Origin of the sequence: Streptomyces sp. TP-A0874, assembly GCF_001748085.1 — a bacterium.
Taxonomy (GTDB): Bacteria; Actinomycetota; Actinomycetes; order Streptomycetales; family Streptomycetaceae; genus Streptomyces.
On record NZ_BBZK01000003.1, the window covers coordinates 810971 to 833273 of the forward strand.

General features: G+C 70.7%; 15 protein-coding genes, 1 tRNA gene and 1 pseudogene. 8 read left to right on the forward strand and 9 right to left on the reverse strand.

The features are described from left to right. The first annotated feature begins 20 nt into the window (after nt 1-20). Both BGP73_RS03325 and BGP73_RS03330 read left to right on the forward strand, forming a co-directional pair. Entirely contained in the window at nt 21-341 is a 321-nt protein-coding gene (locus BGP73_RS03325; protein ID WP_069811856.1) for a chorismate mutase, read from the forward strand. 1036 nt (nt 342-1377) lie between these two features. Further along, nucleotides 1378-2541 (forward strand): PP2C family protein-serine/threonine phosphatase, encoded by a 1164-nt coding sequence (locus BGP73_RS03330; protein ID WP_069811857.1) that lies wholly within the window; start codon nt 1378-1380, stop codon nt 2539-2541. A gap of 282 nt (nt 2542-2823) precedes the next feature. Here BGP73_RS03330 and BGP73_RS03335 read toward each other — a convergent pair whose 3' ends face one another. After that, nucleotides 2824-4089 (reverse strand): amidohydrolase, encoded by a 1266-nt coding sequence (locus tag BGP73_RS03335; protein WP_069811858.1) that lies wholly within the window; start codon nt 4087-4089, stop codon nt 2824-2826. A gap of 137 nt (nt 4090-4226) precedes the next feature. Between BGP73_RS03335 and pepN the strand changes: the two genes are divergently transcribed. Continuing rightward, a complete protein-coding gene (gene pepN, locus BGP73_RS03340) occupies nt 4227-6854 on the forward strand; it encodes an aminopeptidase N (RefSeq protein ID WP_069811859.1) in 2628 nt (875 codons plus the stop codon). Nucleotides 6855-7012: 158 nt separating this feature from the next. Here pepN and BGP73_RS03345 read toward each other — a convergent pair whose 3' ends face one another. Beyond that, nucleotides 7013-8824, reverse strand: coding sequence for a bifunctional metallophosphatase/5'-nucleotidase (locus BGP73_RS03345; protein ID WP_069811860.1), 1812 nt, complete (start codon nt 8822-8824; stop codon nt 7013-7015). A gap of 441 nt (nt 8825-9265) precedes the next feature. Here BGP73_RS03345 and BGP73_RS03350 point away from each other — a divergent pair, with 441 nt between their 5' ends. The 4 genes and pseudogenes from BGP73_RS03350 to pyk all read left to right on the forward strand — a co-directional run bounded on the left by BGP73_RS03350 (nt 9266) and on the right by pyk (nt 14528). Next, complete coding sequence (locus tag BGP73_RS03350; RefSeq protein ID WP_079127159.1) at nt 9266-10807, forward strand: pyridoxal phosphate-dependent decarboxylase family protein; 1542 nt, start codon at nt 9266-9268, stop codon at nt 10805-10807. After that, nucleotides 10804-12273 (forward strand): annotated as a pseudogene (locus BGP73_RS03355) (lysine N(6)-hydroxylase/L-ornithine N(5)-oxygenase family protein); the annotation flags it as partial. The gene BGP73_RS03350 and the pseudogene BGP73_RS03355, both read left to right, overlap by 4 nt. A 132-nt stretch (nt 12274-12405) precedes the next feature. Further along, nucleotides 12406-13011 (forward strand): GNAT family N-acetyltransferase, encoded by a 606-nt coding sequence (locus BGP73_RS23820; RefSeq protein ID WP_306303445.1) that lies wholly within the window; start codon nt 12406-12408, stop codon nt 13009-13011. 83 nt (nt 13012-13094) lie between these two features. Further along, entirely contained in the window at nt 13095-14528 is a 1434-nt protein-coding gene (gene pyk / locus BGP73_RS03360; RefSeq protein ID WP_079127160.1) for a pyruvate kinase, read from the forward strand. A 186-nt stretch (nt 14529-14714) separates the two neighbouring features. On the opposite strand, the gene BGP73_RS03365 is transcribed toward pyk, so the two are convergent. After that, a tRNA-Leu gene (locus BGP73_RS03365) sits at nt 14715-14787 on the reverse strand. Between the two features lie 97 nt (nt 14788-14884). Between BGP73_RS03365 and BGP73_RS03370 the strand changes: the two genes are divergently transcribed. Then, nucleotides 14885-15529: an ANTAR domain-containing response regulator gene (locus BGP73_RS03370; protein WP_069811863.1), complete on the forward strand. Its 645-nt coding sequence runs from the start codon at nt 14885-14887 to the stop codon at nt 15527-15529. A gap of 74 nt (nt 15530-15603) precedes the next feature. Here the strand turns inward: BGP73_RS03370 and BGP73_RS03375 are convergent, their stop codons facing one another. From BGP73_RS03375 to BGP73_RS03400, 6 genes are all read right to left on the reverse strand, one after another. Continuing rightward, nucleotides 15604-16320: an ABC transporter ATP-binding protein gene (locus BGP73_RS03375; RefSeq protein WP_069811864.1), complete on the reverse strand. Its 717-nt coding sequence runs from the start codon at nt 16318-16320 to the stop codon at nt 15604-15606. After that, complete coding sequence (locus tag BGP73_RS23855) at nt 16317-17210, reverse strand: ABC transporter ATP-binding protein (RefSeq protein WP_069811865.1); 894 nt, start codon at nt 17208-17210, stop codon at nt 16317-16319. Before BGP73_RS23855 ends, BGP73_RS03375 begins: the two co-directional genes overlap by 4 nt. 5 nt (nt 17211-17215) lie before the next feature. Beyond that, complete coding sequence (locus BGP73_RS03385) at nt 17216-19039, reverse strand: branched-chain amino acid ABC transporter permease (protein WP_079127191.1); 1824 nt, start codon at nt 19037-19039, stop codon at nt 17216-17218. 5 nt (nt 19040-19044) lie between these two features. Continuing rightward, complete coding sequence (locus BGP73_RS03390) at nt 19045-19974, reverse strand: branched-chain amino acid ABC transporter permease (RefSeq protein ID WP_069811866.1); 930 nt, start codon at nt 19972-19974, stop codon at nt 19045-19047. A 96-nt stretch (nt 19975-20070) separates the two neighbouring features. After that, on the reverse strand, nt 20071-21306 hold the full coding sequence (locus BGP73_RS03395) for a branched-chain amino acid ABC transporter substrate-binding protein (protein ID WP_069811867.1): 1236 nt from the start codon (nt 21304-21306) through the stop codon (nt 20071-20073). A 459-nt stretch (nt 21307-21765) separates the two neighbouring features. After that, complete coding sequence (locus BGP73_RS03400; protein ID WP_069811868.1) at nt 21766-22230, reverse strand: PaaI family thioesterase; 465 nt, start codon at nt 22228-22230, stop codon at nt 21766-21768. Between the last annotated feature and the right edge of the window lie 73 nt (nt 22231-22303).

A 22303-nucleotide genomic window follows, 5' to 3' on the forward strand; every position in this document is an offset into this window, starting at 1 on the left:
TCGGTGACGGGGAGATCCGCTTGACGAACCAGCCTGCGACCGGTGGCGTCGACGACGAGTCCGTGCAAGCCGAGCTGACGCGGCTGCGCGACAGCATCGACAACATCGACGCCGCCGTCGTCCACATGCTCGCCGAACGGTTCAAGTGCACCCAGCAGGTGGGCGAGTTGAAGGCCGTGCACCAGCTGCCGGCGGCGGACCCGGCCCGCGAGGCGCGGCAGATCGTCAGGCTCCGCCAACTCGCGGAGAACGCCAAACTCGACCCGGCCTTCGCGGAGAAGCTGCTGAACTTCATCATCGCCGAGGTCATCCGCCACCACGAGACGATCGCCCGCTCCTGACACGCACCGTCGGAATCCGCCCCGCCCGGCGACCGCCCCCCGAGGCGGCGCCACCCGCGCCGTCGGCACCGGGGAGAAGCCCCCGGGTAGCGGTCGGCCGGGCTCGCCGATCCTGGGCGCGGACAGCCTGTGTAACGCCAGGCTCCGAGATCTGCGTGTATTCCGAGCGGACTTCAGCGAGGAGTTCTGGGGCTGTCACCTATGGTGACTCGCCGGTGGGTGACCGGCGTGAATATTTCGCCCATGTCGAATCCGGGTTCGAACCCGCATCGTTCGAGGAGTCGGTCGACGAACCGCGGACAAGGGCCGTGTGGATGCTTGACGTGGCTCGGAGCGGTACCGGCGAGCAGCTGTCCTGCAGCCCCTGGAACTCGAAATACAATTCGCATCCCTTCTGGCGAGAGTTGTCCCATCGGGTTCTCTTCCTGCCGCTGTGCCAAGGGCCAGGGAAGTCAGTCCAGGAGAGCACCGAACATTTTTCCTCCCGTCGGGGCCGACGTCTGCCTTTCGGGTAGCAGTCACCTGATGCTGTCGGGTGCCGCCTTGTGTCCGAAGGCATGCGGCATCTGATTTTCCCGCCGGGGGAACCAAGCTGGTGCGGACGGAGAGGCATGGATACGGGATCCCCGCAACGGAGTCCTGCCCCCTTGTGTGACGGCAAACGACATGCCGCTTTCGTTGCGATGAGTGGGCTGGTCGTTCGGCAGCGCCTGCTCCGTGGTTCGACCGCTGTGCTGCCAGGAGACTTGTGCCGCAGTGATCGGCTGAGCGGCTGTATGGGCGGATCGACCAGGAGGAGCGGTAGAACCCGGAGGTCCGGGGGATCGATCTGTCAGACCTGATGCGCGCAGGCTCACAGCAGCAGCCCCTTTCGGAGCTGACGCGGATCGAGGTGATCGGAGAACACGCCGCCGGTGGCCACTGCGGACCGCGAAGGCCAGCGGTCGGAGCAACCGGAGGGCTTCTTGCGCATAAAAGGGCTGGTGCCAGTCATCGGCGAGCTGAAGAACACTGACCGGCGAAAGGACACAGCGTCATGGTTGAAGAGGGGTACCTTCTTCCGGAATTGTTGAGAGTGGCGGAGACGACAACACCGGTGGAGTCGGTTGACGTGATCGTCGATGCCGTGCGCCGACATTTCGCTGCCGAGGCGGTGTCCTTCCTCATCCTGGACCTCACCGGGAAGGTGGTGGTCCGGCTCGCCACCGCCGAGCAGGAATGGTCGGGCCGTGAGGCCGAAGCCGTCGACCTGCCCGGCAGTGTCTATGAACAGGTGCTCCGAACCCAGCGCCTCCTCCAGCAATCGACGGGTGGCGGAGTGCGGGTGATCAGTCCGGTCACGAACCGCGGAGACGCCATCGGACTGCTGGAGATGACCCTGCCCACGGCACCCGAGGGGCGGGTTCTGCAGGCGGTGGGCGACGCCTCTCGCGCGCTCGCCTACAACGTGATCGCCAACGAGCGTTTCACCGACCTTTTCACCTGGGGCAGACGCACCACCCGACCTGTCGTCCTGCCGGCGGAGATCCAGCACCGGCTGCTGCCCCCGTCGCTGTCCTGTGAAGCATCCCAATTCAGTCTGACCAGCGCCTTGGAGCCCGCGGCAACCATCAGCGGTGACACCTTCGATTACAACCTCGACCGTGAGACGCTCCACCTGTCGGTGACCGACCCCATGGGTCACGACCTCAACGCCGCCTTGATCTCCACCATTCTCATGGGCGCGCTGCGTGGTGCTCGCCGAGCAGGGGCCGACATCGCGGAGCAAGCCCGACTAGCCGACCAAGCCCTTGTCGTCCTCGGCGCCGGCTACGCCACCGGGCAACTCCTGCGCATCAACCTCCATGACGGCGGGACCCAACTCGTCAACGCCGGCCACCCCTGGCCGCTACGGGTGCGCGCTGGGAAGGTAGAAGAAGTCAGCCTGGCGGTCGACGAGCCCTTCGGTCTGCCCTTCCCCCACAGTTACGAGGTACAGAACCTGGACCTGCGCCCCGGCGACCGACTGGTCATGCTCACCGACGGCATGCTCGAGCGCCGGGCCGAAGGCGTCGACCTCGCTGCCGTCCTGCGGGGCTGCCACGACCTTCATCCCCGGGAGACGGCGCAGGTCCTGACCACGGCAGTCCTCCGAGCCTGCGACGGTCCTCTGGAGGACGACGCCACGGTCATGGTCCTGGACTGGCATGGAACCGGTTGAATCCTGGAGCAGAAGGTCGACAAGGCTCACCGCCTGAGCCCGCAGTTGGCAAACAGGGGCTCGGCGGGCACGTCGCCGCCCCGAACGCCGCGTCCTCGCCTGCCCGGACGAGTCTCAGAAAAGACACCGGCCCCAGCCCTTCGGGGGCGGAACGCCTTCGATGGAGGTACCCCTTACGCGATGCGGGCCTGGACCCCAGGTGAAGGGAGTCCGCGTGCCGCGGGTAGGTCGTGGTCGGGAAGCCCGACCGCCCACCAGTCAGGACGGACGGCCAGGGGCGGCTCACTGTCGCGAAGACCGGGCTGAAGCGACCGGCTCCCCGGCCAAGGGTCCTCGGTCGGTCGGGTGGGCCGGTCCGGCCCCGGCGCCGTCCCGTGCTCCGCGCCGCAGCGCCAGGTAGTGGGCTCGCCGTGTCGGATCGGCGGCCAGCGCCACGCCCGCCCGGGCCATCGCCCGAGCGGCCGCCAGCAGCGCCTCCTCGGCTGCCGGGCCCACCGCGGCCTGTGCGAACTCCCGGGTGTGCGGTGGGCCCGCGGCGTCCGGTATGCCGATGTGCGGATGGATCGCGGGCAGCGCGTGGGTGACGTTGCCCATGTCGGTCGAGGCCCCCAGCCGGCGCGGGGTGGCGGGCGGTTCGCCGGGGTGGCGTCCGGTGGCCCGCAGCCCCTCGTCGTAGGCGGCCATCAGCCAGGCGTCGTTGCGGAGGTCCAGGTAGTCCGGCTGTGTCGGCCGGAAGGCCACCTCGCAACCGGTGGCCGTCGCCGCACCTCGGAAACAGGCCAGCACCCGCTCCTTGAGCTCCGTCAGCTCCGGGGCGGTGGGGGCGCGGACCTCCCATTCCAGGACGGTCCGCTCCGGGATGATGTTCGTCCGTTCGCCGCCGCTCCGTACGATCCCCGCCACCCGGTAGCCGTCCGGCAGTTGCTGCCGCAGCTGGCCCACCGCCACCTGCGCCACCACCGCCGCGTCGGCCGCGTTGACCCCGAGGTGCGGGGCGAGCGCGGCGTGCGCCGGCCGTCCGGTGAAGGTCACCTCGAAGCGGGCGACCGATGTGGTCGAGGACCGGGGATCGGTGTCGTCTTGCTGGCCGGGGTGGACCATCATCGCCACCGTCACCTCGTCGAAGGCGCCCCGTTCGAGCATCAGGACCTTGCCGCCGCCCTCCTCCTCAGCCGGGGTGCCGAGCAGTCGGACCGCCAGGCCCAGCTCGTCGGCGACGGCCGCCAGGCCGATGGCGGCCCCGGCCCCGGCCGCACAGATGAGGTTGTGGCCGCACGCGTGACCGAGGCCGGGGAGCGCGTCGTACTCCGCGCAGACCCCGATCACCAGCTCGTCCGCACCGTAACGGGCGTCGAGCGCGGTCGGCAGGCCGTGGGCGGCCCGCCGCACGGTGAAACCCGCGCCCTCCAGCAGCGCGGCCAACCGCTCCACCGACCTGTGCTCGGCGAAGGCGGGTTCCGGGTCGGCGTGCAGTGCGCGACTCAGCTCGACCAACTGTCCGGAGTACTCCCGGATCCGCGCGTTCACGCGCTCCTCTACGGCGTCCAACGGTTCTTCCTCCAGCTGCGGCGGCCTCCGCCCCACCCTGTCGCAGAACGGCGGCGGGGCCAACCGGTGCTGGCCGAAACCACGCTGTCCCCCTCCGCTGCTGTGCCGGCCGGCGCGGATACGGCAGCATAGGGCGCATGTCCGAACTGACGCGCGACGAAGCGCAGAGCCGTGCCCGCCTGATCGAGGTGGACCGTTACACCATCGACCTCGACCTGGCCGGTGACGACGAACTCTTCGGCTCCACCACCACCATCGACTTCACCGCTCACCGGGCCGGGGACACCTTCGTGGAACTGCGGCCCGGCCGGCTGCACCGGGTGCTCCTCGATGGCGAGCGGCTGGATCCGGCCACCTTCGCCGCGGGGCGGCTGCCGCTGGCCGGACTCACGCCCGGAGTGCACCGGCTGCGCGTCGAGGCGGACATGCGCTACTCCCGCACGGGCGAGGGCATGCACCGGTTCACCGACCCGGCCGACGGTGCGACGTACCTGTACACCATGTGCTGCATGTCGGACGCGCCGAACGTCTTCGCCTGCTTCGACCAGCCCGACCTCAAGGCCGTCTTCGAGGTATCCGTCACCGCTCCGGCGGACTGGACGGTACTCGGCAACGGCATCGCCGAACGCGACTCGGCACCTGTCGTCGGCGACCGGGAGGCGGGCCACGAGCGGTCGGACGCCGTGCGCTGGCGCCTCGCCCCCACGCCGCCCATCAGTACGTACCTCATGGCGGTCGTCGCCGGTCCCTACCACTCGGTGCGGGCCGAACACGCCGGGCTCCCGCTGGGCCTGCACGTCCGGAAGTCCCTCGCCCCGCACCTCGAAGCCGACGCGGCGGAACTCCTGGACATCACACGGCGCTGCCTGGACCGGTACCAGGAGATCTTCGCCGAGCCCTACCCCTTCGACTCCTACGACCAGGCGTTCGTGCCCGAGTTCAACTCCGGCGCCATGGAGAACCCGGGGCTGGTCACCTTCCGCGACGAGTTCGTCTTCCGCTCCGCCGTCACCGAGACCGAGCGGCAGACCCGGGCGATGGTGATCGCCCACGAGATGGCCCATATGTGGTTCGGCGACCTGGTCACCCTCCGCTGGTGGGACGACATCTGGCTGAACGAGTCCTTCGCCGAGTACATGGGGTTCCAGATCCTCACCGAGGCGACCGACTACACCGGCACCTGGACGGACTTCGCCATAGCCCGCAAGGACTGGGGCTACGAGGCAGACGAACGCCCCTCCACCCACCCGGTGGCCCCGGAGCCCGGCGCCGTGCCCGACACCGCCGCGGCCCGCCTCAACTTCGACGGCATCTCCTACGCCAAGGGCGCCTCCGCGCTGCGTCAACTCGTCGCCTGGCTCGGTGAGAAGGACTTCCTGGCCGGTATCAACACGCACTTCGCCCGGCACCGGTTCGGCAACGCCACGCTCGCCGACTTCATCGACTCGCTGGCCGACGCCTCCGGCCGGGACGTCGCCGGCTGGGCCGAGCAGTGGTTGCGCACCACGGGCGTCGACATCCTGGTGCCCGAGATCACCTCGCCGGCGCCCGCCCGGCCGGGCGCCGGCGAGGTGGGCTGGCGGCTGGAGGTGCGGCACACCGGCAGCCGTCCGCACCGCATCGCCGTCACCCCCTACGACCGGGTCGGCGCCGACAGGCCGGGCAGTGCGGCGGCCGGACCGCTGTCGGCGGCCGCGGGCAGCGGTCCGGCCGCCGCGGACCGGCTGGTGGCCCGGGACCGCATCTACCTGGACGTGCCCGCCGACGGCGACCCGCAGCCGATGGGTTTCCCGGGCGCCCGCCCGGATCTGCTGCTGCTCAACGACGGCGACCTGAGCTATACCAAGATCCGCTTCGACCAGGCATCCTGGGAGACGGTGCGCGGCGCTCTCGCCGCCTTGCCCGACCCGCTCAGCCGCGCGGTCGTCTGGAACGCGGCACGCGACATGGTGCGGGAGGGCGAGTTGGAGCCCGCCGGCTACCTGGAACTCGCCCGCGCCCACCTCCCGTTCGAGACGGAGCTCACCATCACCCAGGCGGTGCTGGTCTTCACCCGCCGACAGATCGCCGACCGCTACCTACCGCCCGCCGAGCGCCCCGCCGCCCTTGGCGCCCTCACCGCCCTCTGCCGGGACCTCCTCCGGCGCACCGAGGACGGCTCTGCTCCCGGGCTCCGGCTGACCGCGGTACGGACGTTCATCGACAGCAGCACCGACACCGATGTCCTCCGCGACTGGTTGACCGACGGAGCCGCCCCGGGCGGCCCGGAGCTCGACGCGGAGCTGCGCTGGCGGCTGCTGGCCAGACTGTCCGCGCTCGGTGCCGCCACCCCGGACGACATCGACGCGGAGCTGCGGCGGGACGCCAGCGCCACCGGGCAGGAGGGTGCGGCCCGCTGCCGCGCCGCGCTCCCGGACCCCCGGGCCAAGGCCGCGGCTTGGGCGGCGGTCTACGAGACGGACGAACTCTCCAACTACCTGCTGACGGCCACCGTGGAGGGGTTCTGGCAGCCGGAGCAGCGCGAGCTGCTCGACGAGTACGTGCCCCGGTACTTCCCCGCGGCCGTCGCGGTCGCCGGGCGCCGCGGCCCCGCCATCGCCGCGACGCTGGGCCGGGAGGGCTTTCCGCTGCACACCGCCGACCCGGAGCTGCTGCGGCTCGGCGAGGAGTGCCTGCGGGAGCGTGATGTCCTGCCCGCGCTGCGCCGCGCCCTGGAGGACCGGCTGGACGATCTGGGCCGGGTGCTGCGGGTACGCGGGTGCTGAGCGTGAGGGCGCCGGGCGTACGGGGTGCCGGGCGTGCGCCGGGGCTGAGGCCGCCCGTCGTGTTTTCGCGGTCCTGAACGGGGGCCGCCGGCCTACGGCTCCGCACCGCCGCGGTGGAGAGGGCGGTGCGGAGCCGTAGGCCGGCTGCGACGGGTCCGTCAGAAGACGGGGGCGCCGTCCCGGGTCAGTCGCCAGTCCATCGAGGCGAACTCCTCGCCGTCGATCGTGCCCCGCTCCTGCACCCAGGCGATGATCGTCTGGCGGATCTCCTCGGAGTCCGACCACAGCTGCTCGGCCTCGGGGACGTGCGGGAAGTTGCCGCCGCCGCTGGCCCGGTAGTTGTTCACCGCGAGCACGAACCGCGCCGTGTCGTCGAGCGGTTCGCCCTGGTAGGTGAGGTTGGCGATCCGCGAGCCGGGGGCCTTGGCGATGTCGATGTCGTAGCTCAGTCCGCTGACCACGTCGTAGTTGTAGTCCGGTATGCCGTCCGCGTTGGTCAGCTCGGCCGGGTCCACCTCGTCGCCGGCCGGCGTCTGCACGTAGTAGCGGGCGGAGAACTCCAGGTACTCCCTGAGTTGGGCGCCGGTGACCAGTCGTGCCTCGAGGGTGTTCTCGAAGGGGTAGAGCTCGGCAACCTGGCGGACCGTGACGTCGCCGGCCGGGATCTCGGCGGTGCGGGAGAAACAGGACGCCTGGGAGATCACCGGCAGTTCGGCGTACTCGCCCCCGGCAAGCGCGGTCTTCACCGTCTCGGCCTGCACGTGGTTGATGAAGTCGATGATCGGGGTGTCCTTGTACGGCGCCTCGGTGGCGGCCATGGCCTCCAGGGAGGTGCCGATCACCTGGTTGACGTAGTCGACCACCTTCTGGTGCTCCTTGGTGAGCAGCCCGGTGATCCGCGGGTCCTCCTCGACGGTGTTGGAGTTGAGCACCTTCGCGGTGACCGAGTCGACCGTCCAGCGGCCGCGCTGCCAGACCAGGTCGAAGTCGAAGAGCGTCAGCCGCTGGCCCCACATGAGCGGCTCGGAGAGGACGACCTCCGCGCCGGTCCGGCGGTTCCTCACCCGCTTCTCGGGGATCTCCTCGTGCGCGTGGCCGACGAGGATCGCGTCGATGCCCGGTACCTGCTCGGCGACGAGGGCGGAGGCGTTCTCCACGTGCGGCAGCTGGTCCCCGTAGGAGGAGGTGCCGCTGACGCCGGAGTGGGCGGAGACGATGACCACGTCGGCTCCGAGTGAGCGCAGCCGCGGCACGTACTTGGCGGCCTGTTCCTCAAGACCGGGGAACGCCATCTTCCCCTGCACGTTGGCCTTGTCCCAGATGGCGATGCCCGGGTTGGTGAGGCCGAGGACGCCCACCTTGACCTCCCGGCCGCCGGGCGTGCGGAGCCGCTTGATCACGTAGGGCGGGAAGGCTGGGCGGAGGGTCCTGGCGTCCACGGCGTTGGCGCCGAGCAGCGGGAACCGGCACTGCTTCTCGAAGGCGCGCAGCACGGGTATGCCGTAGTTGAACTCGTGGTTGCCCAGGGCGGCGGCGTCGTAGCCGATGGCGTTCATCGCCCGTGCCATCGGGTGCACCGGGCCGTTCGTCCCGGTGATCGGGTCGATCTTGGCGTAGTAGTAGGAGAGCTGGGTGCCCTGGATGGTGTCGCCGGCGTCGATCAGCAGGGTGTTCCGACGGCCCTTCTCCTTGCGGACCCGCTGGACGAGGGTGGAGATCTTGGCCAGCCCCACGTCGTTGTGGTCCGCGTCGTCGAACTCGGCGTCGGTGAAGTAGTCCCAGTTGTACACGTGGCCGTGCAGGTCGGTGGTGCCCATGACGGTGAAGGAGTAGCGCTCCGGCCGCTTGCCGTGGTGGTGGCCGTCCCCGCCGTGCGCCTGGGCCGGGGTGCTGGCGGCTGTACCGGCCAGTGCGGCCCCGGCGCCGGCGGCCGCGGTCCGGCCCAGGAACTTCCTCCGGTCGAAAGACATCGATTGCTCCTCGTTCCACTCTTGCTGGTGCGTCTCCCGCGGGGTGCCGCGGGACTTCCGTCGCGCCGGGGTCGGTCAGACGATCCATAACGCGCGTAGATTCTTGCTCAGGGACCGGCCGCGGCGACAGCCCGGTGGTGTCCGGAATGCAACCGCCCTCCGACGCATGCCCGTTGGCGGAGGGGCGAGGGCCGACCGGTCCGATCCCGTGGCGCGGCGGTGGGCGCGGCCGCGAGCCTGTCGTCAATCTCCATTGACCGCATCGCTCTTGAGTGTCGAGGTCGGCCAAGTCATGGAAACCCAAGGGGAGTTGAGAGCTCCGAGCCGCTCGAAGCGGCGCCGCCCAAGGGGAGGTCGATAGAGGGCCAGGCAAGGCTTGCCTAACTTGCTTGGTGGGCTTCTCACCGACTAGCCGAACACACCCCACCGAAGGGCCCCGCTATGGCTTATGACGATCCGGAAGCGCGGACCCACCGCGCCGCTGTCCCCGGTCAAGGCGCCGCCCCGTCCATCCTCGCCGGAGGTACCGACGGCCCCCGCCGGCTGCGCGGACTCACCCGGACCGTGCTGGACGCACTCGCCGACGGTGCCCACGCCCGTCGCGGACCGCTGCCCCCCGGCGGCCCGGCGGCCGTCACCGAACGGGTGCGGGCGGTATGCACCCCCGCGCTGCCCGAGCGCGGCACCGGTGCCGACCACGCGCTGCGCACTCTGGTCCGCGCGGTCGCGGAAGGCGCGGCCGACCCCGCCGACCCGCACTGCGCGGCCCATCTGCACTGCCCGCCGCTGGCCGTCGCCGCGGCCGCGGATCTCGCCGCCTCCGCCCTCAACCCCTCCATGGACTCCTGGGACCAGGCCCCGGCCGCCGGGGTCGTCGAGGAGGAGACCGCCTCCGCCCTGGCCCGCCTGATCTACCCGGGACAGGACACCCCGGCGGCGGTGGTCACCAGCGGCGGTACCGAGTCCAACCTGGTCGCCCTGCTGCTGGCCAGGGAACGGTCCCAGACCGCCGGAGCCCGGACGACCCAGGTGGTGTGCGGGGCCAATGCACACCACAGCGTCCACCGCGCCGCCTGGATCCTCGGGCTCCCCGCACCGGTGGAGGTGGCCTGCCCCGGTGGCCGGATGGACCCGGCCGACCTCGCTCGGCTGCTCGGCTCCGTCACCGCCCCTTGCCTGGTCGTGGCCACCGCGGGCACCACCGACCAAGGCGCCGTCGACCCGCTGCCGGCGCTCGCCGAGACCGCCGCGGCGCACGGCGCCGAACTCCACGTGGACGCCGCCTACGGAGGACCGCTCCTCTTCAGCGAACGCCTCGCACCGCTGCTCGACGGTCTCGGCGCCGCCACCTCCGTCAGTTTCGACCTCCACAAGCTCGGCTGGCAGCCGGTCGCCGCCGGTCTGCTGGCGGTGGCCGACGGCGGCGCGCTCCGCCCGCTCCGCCACCAGGCGGACTACCTCAACGCCGACGACGACAGCGAGGCGGGCCTCCCCGACCTGCTCGGCCGCTCCATCCGCACCTCCCGCCGGCCGGACGCGCTCAAGATGGCGGTCACCCTGCGGGCCCTGGGCCGGGAGGGCATCGCCCAACTCGTCGAACGCTGTGTCGACCGGGCGCACCTGCTGGCCGGACTCATCGACGAACACCCCGCGCTCCGCCTGCGGCCGGGGCCGATCGGCATCACGACCGTGCTGTTCCGGCCGCGGGCCGCGGACCGGCTCCCGGGCCCGGCGGGCGACGAACTCGTAGCTCGGGTACGCCGGCGACTGCTCACCGAGGGGAGCGCCGTCCTCGGCCGGGCCCGGGCCGAGGACTCGGACGGGCGCAGCCGCCTCTGGCTCAAGGCGACGCTGCTGCACCCCACCGCCGCCCGCTCCGATCTGGAGGGGCTGTTGAAGCTGGTCGCGGACGGCGTCACCGGGGCGGCGGAGCCGGCCGCTCGGACATCCGCCACCGCGCCCTCGGCGGAAGGACGGCGATGAACCACCCGCGCACCGGCCCCGACAACCCCGCTCCGGCCCCCGGACGTCCGGCCCCGGCCGAACTCCGCGAGGAGGGCGAGCCGCTGGACCTCCTCGGTGTGGGTGTCGGCCCGTTCAACCTCTCGCTCGCGGCGCTCGCCGACGCCGTCCCCGAGCTCGGCACCGCCTTCCTGGAGCAGCGGCCCGCCTTCCACTGGCACCCGGGTCTGCTGATCGAGGGCGCCACCCTCCAGGTGCCGTTCCTGGCGGACTTGGTGAGCCTGGTGGACCCCGGCAGCCGCTGGTCGTTCCTCAACTACCTGCGCGACCAGGACCGGCTCTTCCCGTTCTACTTCGCCGAGCGCTTCCACGTGCACCGCGCCGAGTACGACGCCTACTGCCGCTGGGTCAGCGGCCGACTGGACTCCTGCCACTTCGACCACCGGGTCGAGACGTTCCGCTGGGAACCGGAGCGCCAGGCCTACGAGGTGGTCTTCAGCCGGCCCGCCGCCGGCGGCACCGGTCGGATCCTCGCCCGCAACATCGCCCTCGGCGTCGGAACCGCCCCGCACGTCCCCGAACCGCTCCGCCCACTCCTCGCGGAGAGCGCCGAGGACGCCGGCGAGGCGGCCCCGGTGCTGCACTCCGCGGACTACCTGCACTGGCGTGAGCGGCTGCTCGGGGCGGGGCACATCACGGTCGTGGGGTCCGGGCAGTCCGGGGCGGAGGTCTTCCTGGACCTGCTGCGCTCGCGTCCCACCGGTCGGGAGCGGCTCAGCTGGCTGGCCCGTACGCCCTCCTTCGCGCCCATGGAGTACAGCAAGCTCGGCCTGGAGCAGTTCACCCCCGACTACACCCGCTACTTCCACGGCCTGGACCCCTCCCAGCGCGACCGGTTGCTTCCCCGGCAGTGGCAGCTCTACAAGGGGGTGGACCACGAGACACTCGGCGCGATCCACGACGAGCTCTACCGGCGCGCGCTGCCCGGTCGGTGGCCGGAGGTCACCCTCACCCCGGGGGTCTCCGTGGTGGGCGCAGCCCGGTCCGCGGGCCGGGTCGAGCTCCGGTTGACCCACTCCGAGCAGCAGAGCAGCCACCGGCTCAGCACCGACGGAGTCGTGCTGGCCACCGGCTACCGGGAACGGCCGCTGGAGCAGCTCCTGGGGGAGGTCGGCGAGTACGTCCGGCGGGACGCGTCCGGCCGCCCGCTGGTCGACGAGGACCAGCGCCTCGAACTGGAGGGCCCCATGAGCGCGGCGACGGGCGGCGGAGGCTGCGGAGCCACCCGTTCCGGCGGTGCGGTGTTCGTGCAGAACGTCGAGCGGCACACCCACGGCGTCGGCACGCCCGACCTCGGACTCGCCGCCTGGCGCTCGGCCCTCGTGCTCAACGCCCTCACCGGTGGGGTGTACCGCCTGCCCGCCCGGACCGCGTTCACCTCCTTCGGGCTGCCGAGGTCGCAGCCCCCGGCCGCCCGGCACCACCGGCCGTGCGCCACCGCCGAGGAACCTTCCGCCGACCAGGTCGCCACCACCCCCGCCGGGCACCGGAGCCGTGCGCTCCGCCCGGGGGAGCGGCCCGCCCCGCACCTCCCGGAGGCGGTTTCGCTCGGCCTTCCGCTGCCGACCGCCTTCCCCGGACCGACGCCCGGCGCCTTCACTCTTCGTCCGGTCGACCCGGACACCGACGCCAGGCTGGTGCACGGCTGGATGAACGACCCGGAGGTCGCCCGCTTCTGGGAGATGGCGGGACCGCTGGACCGGATCGAGGCCCATCTGCGGGACCAGTCGGGCGGTGGCCGCTCGGTGCCTTACCTCGGCTGCCTGGACGGGGAACCGATGAGCTACTGGGAGCTCTACCGCGCCGATCTGGATCCGATCGCCGAGCACTACCCCGCCCGTCCGCACGACGCGGGCGTCCACCTCCTGCTCGGGCCGGTCCGGTTCCGCGGCCGTGGCCTGGGGGCACGGCTGCTCCGGGCGGTCGCCGCATGGCAACTGGCCGTTGATCCCGCCGCGCAGCGGGTCGTGGCCGAGCCCGACGTCCGCAACGTCCGCTCGGTGCGCGCCTTCCGGCGGGCCGGTTTCCGGCAGGTGCGCGCCCTGCGGCTACCGGAGAAGCAGGCCGTGTTGATGATCAGGGAACGCGGCGAGGGGAATACCGGGGAACCGCGGCCGGGCCAGGTTGTTGCTCATCCGAGCGAGCATCCGCGCACTTTTCAATAGTTGTCGGCAGTCGAAGTGGAGTCGATTCTCTGAGTTTGTGCGTAAGAGATTCTCTACCGATTGGTAAGTCGTAGGCTCGCATCATGCGCCGAGCGAAGATCGTCTGTACCCTGGGCCCCGCCACCGACTCATATGAGCAGATCAAGGCTCTGATTGAGACGGGAATGGATGTGGCCCGACTCAATCTCAGCCACGGCGGCCACGCCGAGCACGAGGAGCGGTACCAGTGGGTGCGGAAAGCCTCCGGGGAGGCTGACCGGAGCGTCGGGGTCCTGGTCGACCTTCAAGGTCCGAAGATTCGGCTGGGGACTTTCCATGATGGGCCTGTATTCCTTGAACGCGGTGATGATTTCACCATCACCGTCGAGGACGTCGAGGGTGACTCCCGCCGGTGCGGCACCACGCACGTCGGCCTGGCCGCCGACGTCGGCCCGGGAGAGCGCGTCCTCGTCGACGACGGACGGGTCACCCTCGAGGTCACCGGCGTCGAGGGCCCACGGGTGCACACCACGGTGCTGGAGGGCGGCCTGATCTCGGACCACAAGGGGCTCAACCTCCCCGGCGTCGCCGTCTCGGTGCCCGCGCTCTCGGAGAAGGACGTCGACGACCTCCGCTGGGCCGTCCGCACCGGAGCGGACGTCATCGCCCTCTCCTTCGTCCGCAGCGCCCGCGACGTGGAGGACGTCCACCGGATCATGGAGGAGGAGGGCCGCCGGCTCCCGGTCATCGCCAAGATCGAGAAACCGCAGGCCGTGCGGAACCTGGAGGAGATCGTCGACGCCTTCGACGGCATCATGGTCGCCCGCGGCGACCTGGGCGTCGAGATGCCGCTGGAGGCAGTGCCGTTGGTGCAGAAGAGGGCCGTCGAACTGGCCAGGCGGAACGCCAAACCGGTCATCGTGGCGACCCAGATGCTGGACTCGATGATCGAGGCCTCCCGACCCACCCGCGCCGAGGCCTCCGACGTGGCCAACGCCGTGCTGGACGGCACCGACGCCGTGATGCTCTCCGGTGAGACCAGCGTCGGCAAGTACCCCGGTGAGACGGTCCGCACCATGGCCCGGATCGCCGCGGCGGCTGAGGGCGAGTTGCTCGCCGGCGGGCTGGCGCCGCTGAGCGAGGGGAACAAGCCGCGCACCCAGGGCGGCGCGGTGGCCAGGGCGGCCGCGGAGATCGGCGACTTCCTCGGCGCCCGGTACCTGGTGGCCTGCACCCAGACCGGCGACACCGCCCGCCGCCTCTCCCGCTACCGCTCCCCGATCCCGGTGCTGGCCTTCACGCCGGAGCCGGCGACGCTGGCCCAGCTCAACCTCACCTGGGGAGTGGAGGCGTTCCTCGGGCCCGAGGTCGAGTCCACCGACGAGATGGTCAGGCAGGTCGACGCCGAACTGCTGAGGCTGGGCCGTTGCCGGAAGGGCGATGTCGTGGTCATCACGGCGGGTTCCCCACCGGGCGTCCCGGGCTCCACCAACCTGGTGCGGGTCCACCGCATCGGCGAACCGGAGGCCTCCGGCTGAGGTCTGGAGGCGTGGGTCCGAGCGGCTCCGGCCCAGCGGGCGGCGGTGCTCCGGTCCGCCGGGCACCGGACCGGGCCGCCGTGGCGGAGGGCGGCACGGGCGCCGGCCGGGAACGGAGTGCGGGCGCTCCGGAACCGAAGACCGTGCCGGAGATGCCCGGAAAACGAATGGAAAACGAAGGTCAAGTACCCCGGGTGGGATTCGAACCCACGCTGGATGGTGTTTGAGACCATTGCCTCTACCGCTGGGCTACCGGGGCCCCTTTGAAACGAAGGCTAGCCTATACCCTCTGTCCGTCAAACATACAGGAGCTGGGTAGGCTCGTGGAGCACCACCTGCCTGGAACGAGGAGTCCCGTGACCGCCGCCGAGCCCGAGCAGCCCGTCGACGACGAGCAGTCGCACTTCCCGCCACAGACCACCCGAGTCGTCATCGCCGAGGACGAGGCGCTCATCCGCCTCGATCTCAAGGAGATGCTCGAGGAGGAGGGCTACACCGTGGTCGGCGAGGCGGGCGACGGAGAGAAAGCCGTCGACCTCACCCGCGAGCTCCGCCCCGACCTCGTCATCCTCGACGTCAAGATGCCTGTGCTGGACGGCATCTCCGCCGCCGAGCAGATCGCCGCGGAACGCATCGCCCCGGTGCTGATGCTGACCGCCTTCTCCCAGCGCGAACTGGTCGAACGGGCCCGGGACGCGGGCGCGATGGCGTACCTGGTGAAGCCCTTCAACAAGAGCGACGTGGTACCCGCCGTGGAGATGGCGGTGTCCCGCTTCGCGGAGCTGCGGGCGCTGGAGTCCGAAGTCGCCGACCTCGCGGAGCGGTTGGAGACCCGCAAACTCGTGGACCGCGCCAAGAGCGTCCTCCAGACGCAGTACGGCCTGACCGAACCGGCCGCCTTCCGGTGGATCCAGAAGACCTCCATGGACCGCCGGCTCTCCATGCGCCAGGTGGCCGAGGCGGTCATCGCGGACGGCGAGGAGAGGAAACAGCAGGCCTGAGCGGCGGGACGGGCGTCGGAAGGGGTCGGCACCGCTGTCGCCGCGGCGCCGACCCCCTTGGTTCCGGCCGGTCCTCAGTCCTCGCCGAGATAGGCCTTGCGCACCGACTCGTCGTGCATCAGCGCTTCACCGGTGCCGGAGAGGGCCACCCGCCCGGTCTCCATCACATGCCCCTGGTCCGCCAGGGACAGGGCGGCCTGCGCGTTCTGTTCCACCAGCAGGATGGTCGTGCCCTCCGCCTTGAGCTCGGCGATCGTCTGCATGATCTTCTGCATCATGATCGGGGAGAGCCCCATCGAGGGCTCGTCCAGCATCAGCAGCTTCGGACGTGACATCAGCGCCCGCCCCATCGCCAACATCTGCTGCTCACCGCCGGAGAGCGTGCCGGAGGCCTGCTTCCGCCGCTCTCCCAGGATCGGGAAGAGCTCGTAGACGCGCTGGACGTCCTTCTCGATGCCGTCGGCGTCCTTCCGCAGGAAGGCGCCGAGTTGGAGGTTCTCCGCGATCGAGAGCCTGGGGAAGATATGGCGGCCCTCCGGGGAGTGGGCCAGCCCCAGCGCCACGATCTTGTGCGCCGGAATGCCGTTCAGCGGCTGCCCGTCGAAGACGATGCGGCCACTGACCGGCTTGAGCAGTCCGGAGAGGGTGCGCAGGGTGGTGGTCTTGCCCGCGCCGTTGGTACCGATGAGGGTGACCACCTGGCCCGCCTCGACCGTGAACGAGATGCCCTTGACGGCCTCGATCTTGCCGTAGGCGACCCGGAGGTCCTCCACTTCGAGCAGTGCCGTCATGCCCCGTCCTCTCCTTCGCTGCGGGCCGTGCTGTGCGCCTCGGCCGCCTCGACCTCGGCGGCCTCCTCCTCGCCCGGCTCCCCCTCGAAGGGGGTACCGAGATAGGCGGAGACGACCCGCTCGTCAGCCTGCACGACGTCCGGGGTGCCCTCGACGAGCTTCTCGCCCTGGACCAGGACGGCGACCCGGTCGCAGAGGTTGAAGATGAAGCGCATGTCGTGCTCGATGACGAGGACCGCGGTGCCCTGGTCGCGGATGGCGAAGACCAGCTCCTGGGTGGCCTGCGTCTCCTGCGGGTTCATCCCCGCCGTCGGCTCGTCGAGCAGCAGCAGACCGGGGTCGCTGGCCAGGGCGCGGGCGATCTCCAGCTTCCGCTGCTCACCGTAGGGGAGGTTCCTCGCCAGGTGGTCCCGCTTGGACTCCAGGCCCACGAAGGAGAGCAGCTCCATCGAACGGGCCTCGGACTCACTCTCGGCCCGGTGGAAGCCGGGGCCGCGGACGAGGGCCGAGAACAGCCCGCCCCGGGTCCGGGTGTGCCGGCCGACCAGCACGTTCTCCAGCACCGTCATGTTGGCGAAGAGCCGGATGTTCTGGAAGGTACGCGCGATGCCGGCCTGGGTGACCAGATGGGACCGGTGCGGGAGGACGGTACCGCGGTAGGCGACCGTGCCCTCGGTGGGGACGTAGAGGCCGGTGAGGCAGTTGAAGAAGGTGGTCTTACCTGCCCCGTTGGGCCCGATCAGTCCGACGATCTCGCCGCTGTCCACCGAGAGGTCGACGCCGCGCACGGCCGTGAGGCCGCCGAAGCGCATGGTCACCCCGGTGGCCCGCAGCACCTGTCCGCGCTGCTCCGCCCGGCCGGCGGTCTCGGTGATGGTGTCGCTGGTCATATGGCTCACGCCTCCACCTTGCTGAGGCCGACGCCGCCCTCGGGGACGTCCAGTTGGCCGGTCTCGCGGAACTCGAGCTTCTTCCTCCGGTCGGCGACGATTCCCTCCGGGCGGAAGCGCATCAGCAGCACCAGCGCGATGCCGAAGAGCAGGAGCTGGTAGTCCCCGATGAACTGCAGCTTCGAGGGGATCAGGAAGAGCAGCGCGGCGCCGATGAGCGGGCCGGTGACCGTCCCCATGCCGCCGAGGATCACGGCGGCCAGCAGGAACGCCGAGTTCGGCGGGACGGACTCGACGAACTTGTAGCTCTCCGGGTTGACCGCGAACTCCACGTGGGCCTGGACGGTGCCCGCCATACCGGCGAGCGTCGCGCCCAGCGCGAAGGCGAGCAGCTTCAGCCGGAAGGCGTTGATGCCCATCGCCCGGGCCGCCGTCTCGTCCTCCCGGATCGCGACCCAGGCCCGCCCGATGCGGGAGGTGTCGGAGCGCCGGAACACCATCACGACGATGGCGGTGAAGAACAGCATCAGCAGGTAGTAGTTGGCGAACCTGCCGAGGGTGAAGCCGAGGAAGCTGTGCTCCTGGCCGAAGTTGAAGCCGAGCAGCTCCAGGTCGGGGATGTTCGGGATGCCGTTGGGCCCGTTGGTCACGTCCGGCCCGGAATCGCCGTCCAGGTTCTTCATGGCGATGCGGAAGATCTCACCGAAGCCGAGGGTGACGATCGCGAGGTAGTCACCCCGCAGCCGGAGCGTGGGCGCGCCGATCACCACACCGAAGACCAGCGACGCGGCGGCTCCCGTGAGCACCGCCGCCCAGAACGGGAACTGGACTCCGATGCTGGAGTACGGGGAGCCGGAGACCAGGGCCGCGGTGTACGCGCCGACGCCGAGGAAGGCGACGTAGCCCAGGTCCAGCAGGCCGGCGAGGCCCACCACGACGTTCAACCCCAGGGCGACCGTGGCGAAGATCAGGATGTTGGTCGCGATCGAGGTGTAGGTGTCGCTGCTCTGGGTGAAGGGGAAGGCGGCGGCCGCGACGAACGCCGCGGCCATGGTGACGCTTCGGTGCTTGGCGGTGAGGGCCGACAGCCGCTGGCCGAGCCCGGCCTTGCCGACCGAGGCGGAACCGAGGCCCGCCAGGAGCAGGAAACCGACGAACAGTTCCCCGTACTCGGTGTCGATGCCGTAGGTGAACACGTACAGGCCCAGGCCGACGGCGGCGGCGATCACCAGGAGCTCCGCCCAGGACGGCAGACGCAGCTCCGCCTCGGAGGGGGCCGGGGCCTGCAGCGAGTGGCGCAGGCGCGCCCAGGCGTTGCTCGGCGGGCCGTCCGGGGCGTCGGGATCCGCGGGCTGGTCGGCGGGGAGGCCGAGAGCCGCTAGGGCGGTGGCGAGCGAGGCGAGAGCGGCGATCCAGCCGCCGGGCTCCAGATTGACCAGGCCGCCGAGGGAGACGGCGATCGCGCCGACGGCGTACCAGGTGGTGGCGAAGGTGCCCAGGGCCAGCAGCAGCACCGGGCTGGTCCGCCCCCCGGGGGTGAGCCAGCGCAGACCGCGGACTCCGTATCCGGAGAGGGTGAAGAGGAAGGTGAGCGCGGCGCCGACCAGGGTCAGCACCTGGAGCCCGCCGGGGTAGCCGTCGACGGTGAGGTCGCCGGGGAACTCCGCGGTCCAGGTCCACGCGAGGAAGGTGCTGGCGAAGGTGACCGCCGCCGCGGCGGCGACCGAGGGACGGGCGACGGCCGGGGGCAGTGCCAGGGTGCCGGCCACGGTGGCCCGGGCGGACTCGCTCTGCGCAGACGCCGTGTTGGGGGGTGCGGTGCTGGTCAAGGGGATCACGCCCGATCCGAAACGCGTTCGCCGAGCAGGCCCTGGGGCCGCAGCAGCAGTACGAGGATGAGGAGAGCGAAGGCCCAGACGTCTTTCCAGGCCCCGCCGCCGAGTTGTTGCATGCCGGGGATGTTCTCGATGTAGGCGGTCGCCATGGCCTCGGCGAAGCCGAGGGCGAGCCCGCCGATCATGGCGCCGTAGATGTTGCCGATCCCGCCGAGCACGGCGGCGGTGAAGGCCTTCAGTCCGGCGATGAAGCCCATCTTGAAGTCCACCTGGCCGAACTTGAGGCCGTGGGCGACGGCGGCGACGGCGGCGAACGCTCCACCGATGGCGAAGGCGGTGACGATGATGCGGTTGGTGTTGATGCCCATCAGCTTCGCCGTGTCCGGGTCCTGCGAGGTGGCCTGCATGGCCCGGCCGGTGCGGGTCTTGGCCACGAAGAAGCCCAGGCCGATCATGCAGATCGGGGCGGCGATGAGCAGGAAGAGCTCACCGCGCTGGACGGACATCGGGCCGATCTCGACGGGCCCGCCGGAGAACTGCGGGAAGGTCCGGGCCTTCGTCGCGTCCGGGTAGAGGGCCCAGACGGCCTGCTGCAGGGCGATCGAGAGGCCGATGGCGGTGATCAGGGGGGCCAGTCGCGGCCCGCCGCGGAGCGGACGGTAGGCGAAGCGTTCGGCTCCGACGGCGACCAGTACGGAGCAGAGGACGGCCAGGAGGATCATCAGGGGGAGGGCGACGAGCAGGGAGGTGCCCTCGGGGAGCATCAGCCAGGCGGTCAGCGCGCCGAAGCCCCCGATCATGAATATCTCGCCATGGGCGAAGTTGATGAGCTGAACGATGCCGTAGACCATGGTGTACCCGATGGCGATGAGGCCGTACATCGCTCCGAGTATCAGGCCGTTGGCGAGTTGCTGCGGCAGATCTTGCACCGCGGGGCCTCCGGGATGGTGTTGAGGCACCCGCGCGGAGGCGGTGGTGTCGCCTCCGCGCGGGCAGCAGGATCGGGAGGTGGGAGGGGACCGCGGTCAGTCGTCGAAGGTGTCGATCTTGACCGGCGCGTGCTTGCCGTCCTTCACCTCGTACATCGACAGCTGCCGGTTGGTGGTGTCGCCGAACTCGTCGAAGCCGATGTCGCCGCTGACACCCTGGAACTTCACGTTCTGGGTGGCCTCGACGACCTGCTTGCGGGCTTCGTTGATGTCGCTGGGGAGCTTGCCGTCGTTCTTCTCCACCACGGCCTTGACGGCCTGGATGATGGCCCAGGTGCTGTCGTAGGAGTAACCGCCGTAGGCCTCGTACGGCACGCCGTACTTGGCGTCCTTGTAGTTCTTCATGAACGTCTTGGCGGTGTCGAGCGTCTCCAGGGGCGCGCCGACGGAGGTGGCGAAGTCGCCTTCGGAGTTCTTCTTCGCCAGGTTGATGTACTCGGCGCTGAAGAGGGCGTCGCCGCCCACCGTCGGGATCTTGGCCCCGGCCTTCTTGATCTGGTCGGCGAGCGGGGCACCGGCCGGGAACTCGCCGCCGTAGTAGACGAAGTCCGCCCCGGAGCGGCTGACCTTGGTGGCGACCGCGGAGAAGTCCTTGTCCTCGGGGTTGACGTGGTCGGTGCCCACGACCTTCCCACCGAGCTTGGTGAACTCGTCCTTGAAGGTGCCCGCGAGGCCCGCGCCGTAGGTCTTCTTGTCGTCGATGACGAAGACCTTCCGGAACTTCTTCTCCTCGTACATGTACCGCGCCGCGAACGGGCCCTGGATGGCGTCCGTGGTGGAGGTGCGGAAGTAGGTGTCGAAGGGGCGTTTCTTCTCCCCGGTCCTCCACCCGGCGCCCTGGGTGAGCTCGGGCGCGGTGTTGGCGGGGGAGACCTGGACCATGCCGGCGTTGGCGAACACCTTCTGCATGGACTGGCCGACGTTGGAGTTCAGCGGGCCGACGGCGCCGATGACCTTCTTGTTGCCGACGAACTTGGTGGCGTTCTGCAGGCCGGTGGCGGCCTGGGCGACATCGTCGAGCGCCTGCAGCTCGAAGGTGACCCCGGGCACCTCCTCGTTCTTGTTCGCGATCTTGATCGCGAGGTCGGCGGAGTTCTTGATGCCCTGCCCGAGCACCGAGAGATCGCCGGTCAGCGGTGCGTCCAGGCCGATGACCAGGGTCGTCTTGCCACTGGCGCCGTCGTCGCTGTCGCCGCGGGAACCGCAGGCGGAGAGCGTCAACGCCCCGGCGGTTACCGCAGTGGTGAGTATGAGCAAGGAACGGTGACGCACGATCAGTCCTTTCCCCTGGCGCGGCGGCCTCCTCCTGTCGAGGGGCCGTGTCGCGCGCCGGTCGGAGTGTTCCGTACCGCAGACGCCCGACTGCGCGGTGACTGGCCGTGAATATATGTCCACTGCTGTGCCTGGGTAGAGAGCCGGAACAGGATGTGACTCTCTTGTTATGACGTAGGTCTCACTGCCGGACGCTGGCTTTCTGGGGCTTCCGGGGACGAAGCGGGCGGGCGGCGGCGGACGGCCGCAAGGCGCTGAATGTGCAGTTCCGCCAAGTGGAGGGAGGCGGGGGCGCTCTGGCGCGTCCGGCTATCGAACGCGCGGCGGGGCGTACCGTCCGGCCCGGAGGGACGGTACGGCCGCCCCGCGGAGAGGTGCGATCGTGACTACGGGCAGTAGCATCCCGTGTCGGCGGTGACGGGGCCGGCGGCCCCACCCGGCGCGGGAAGCGCTGTGCGCCTACGCGGCCTTGGCCGGCCGGAGCGCACAGGTGAGCCTGGCGGTGCAGACCCGTTTGCCCGCTTCGTCGGTGATGGCGACTTCGTAGCAGGCGGTGGATCGGCCGCGGTGCAGCGGGGTGGCGACACCGGTCACCTGCCCGGAGCGGGCGCTGCGGTGGTGGGTGCAGTTCAGGTCGACCCCGACCGCGATCTTCTCGGGCCCGCCGTGCAGCATCGCGCCGACCGAGCCGAGGGTCTCCGCCAGCACCGCGGAGGCGCCCCCGTGCAGCAGCCCGTACGGCTGGGTGTTGCCCTCCACCGGCAGGGTGCCGACCACCCGCTCGGCGGAGGCCTCGAGCACGGTGAGACCCATCCGGGAACCGAGGCTGCCGGCGGAGAACAGCGCCGACAGGTCGACGCCGCTGTCGGCATAGGCGTCCAGTACCTCCGGTGGGAACTTCGTGCTGAGTCGCTGCTCGCCCATGGGCTCCTGCTCCGATCGGGATGACTTCTGGGGGCGTTGCCGGCGGGACCGGGAAGCGGAGTCCGCCGGAGGG

What these genes read in the sequence shown, in the direction of transcription:
- BGP73_RS03330 (WP_069811857.1), top strand. Translation starts at nt 1,378, where the DNA reads ATGGTTGAAGAGGGGTACCTTCTTCCGGAATTGTTGAGAGTGGCGGAG.
- pepN (WP_069811859.1), top strand. Translation starts at nt 4,227, where the DNA reads ATGTCCGAACTGACGCGCGACGAAGCGCAGAGCCGTGCCCGCCTGATC.
- BGP73_RS03345 (WP_069811860.1), bottom strand. Translation starts at nt 8,824, where the DNA reads ATGTCTTTCGACCGGAGGAAGTTCCTGGGCCGGACCGCGGCCGCCGGC.
- BGP73_RS03350 (WP_079127159.1), top strand. Translation starts at nt 9,266, where the DNA reads ATGGCTTATGACGATCCGGAAGCGCGGACCCACCGCGCCGCTGTCCCC.
- pyk (WP_079127160.1), top strand. Translation starts at nt 13,095, where the DNA reads ATGCGCCGAGCGAAGATCGTCTGTACCCTGGGCCCCGCCACCGACTCA.
- BGP73_RS03375 (WP_069811864.1), bottom strand. Translation starts at nt 16,320, where the DNA reads ATGACGGCACTGCTCGAAGTGGAGGACCTCCGGGTCGCCTACGGCAAG.
- BGP73_RS23855 (WP_069811865.1), bottom strand. Translation starts at nt 17,210, where the DNA reads ATGACCAGCGACACCATCACCGAGACCGCCGGCCGGGCGGAGCAGCGC.
- BGP73_RS03400 (WP_069811868.1), bottom strand. Translation starts at nt 22,230, where the DNA reads ATGGGCGAGCAGCGACTCAGCACGAAGTTCCCACCGGAGGTACTGGAC.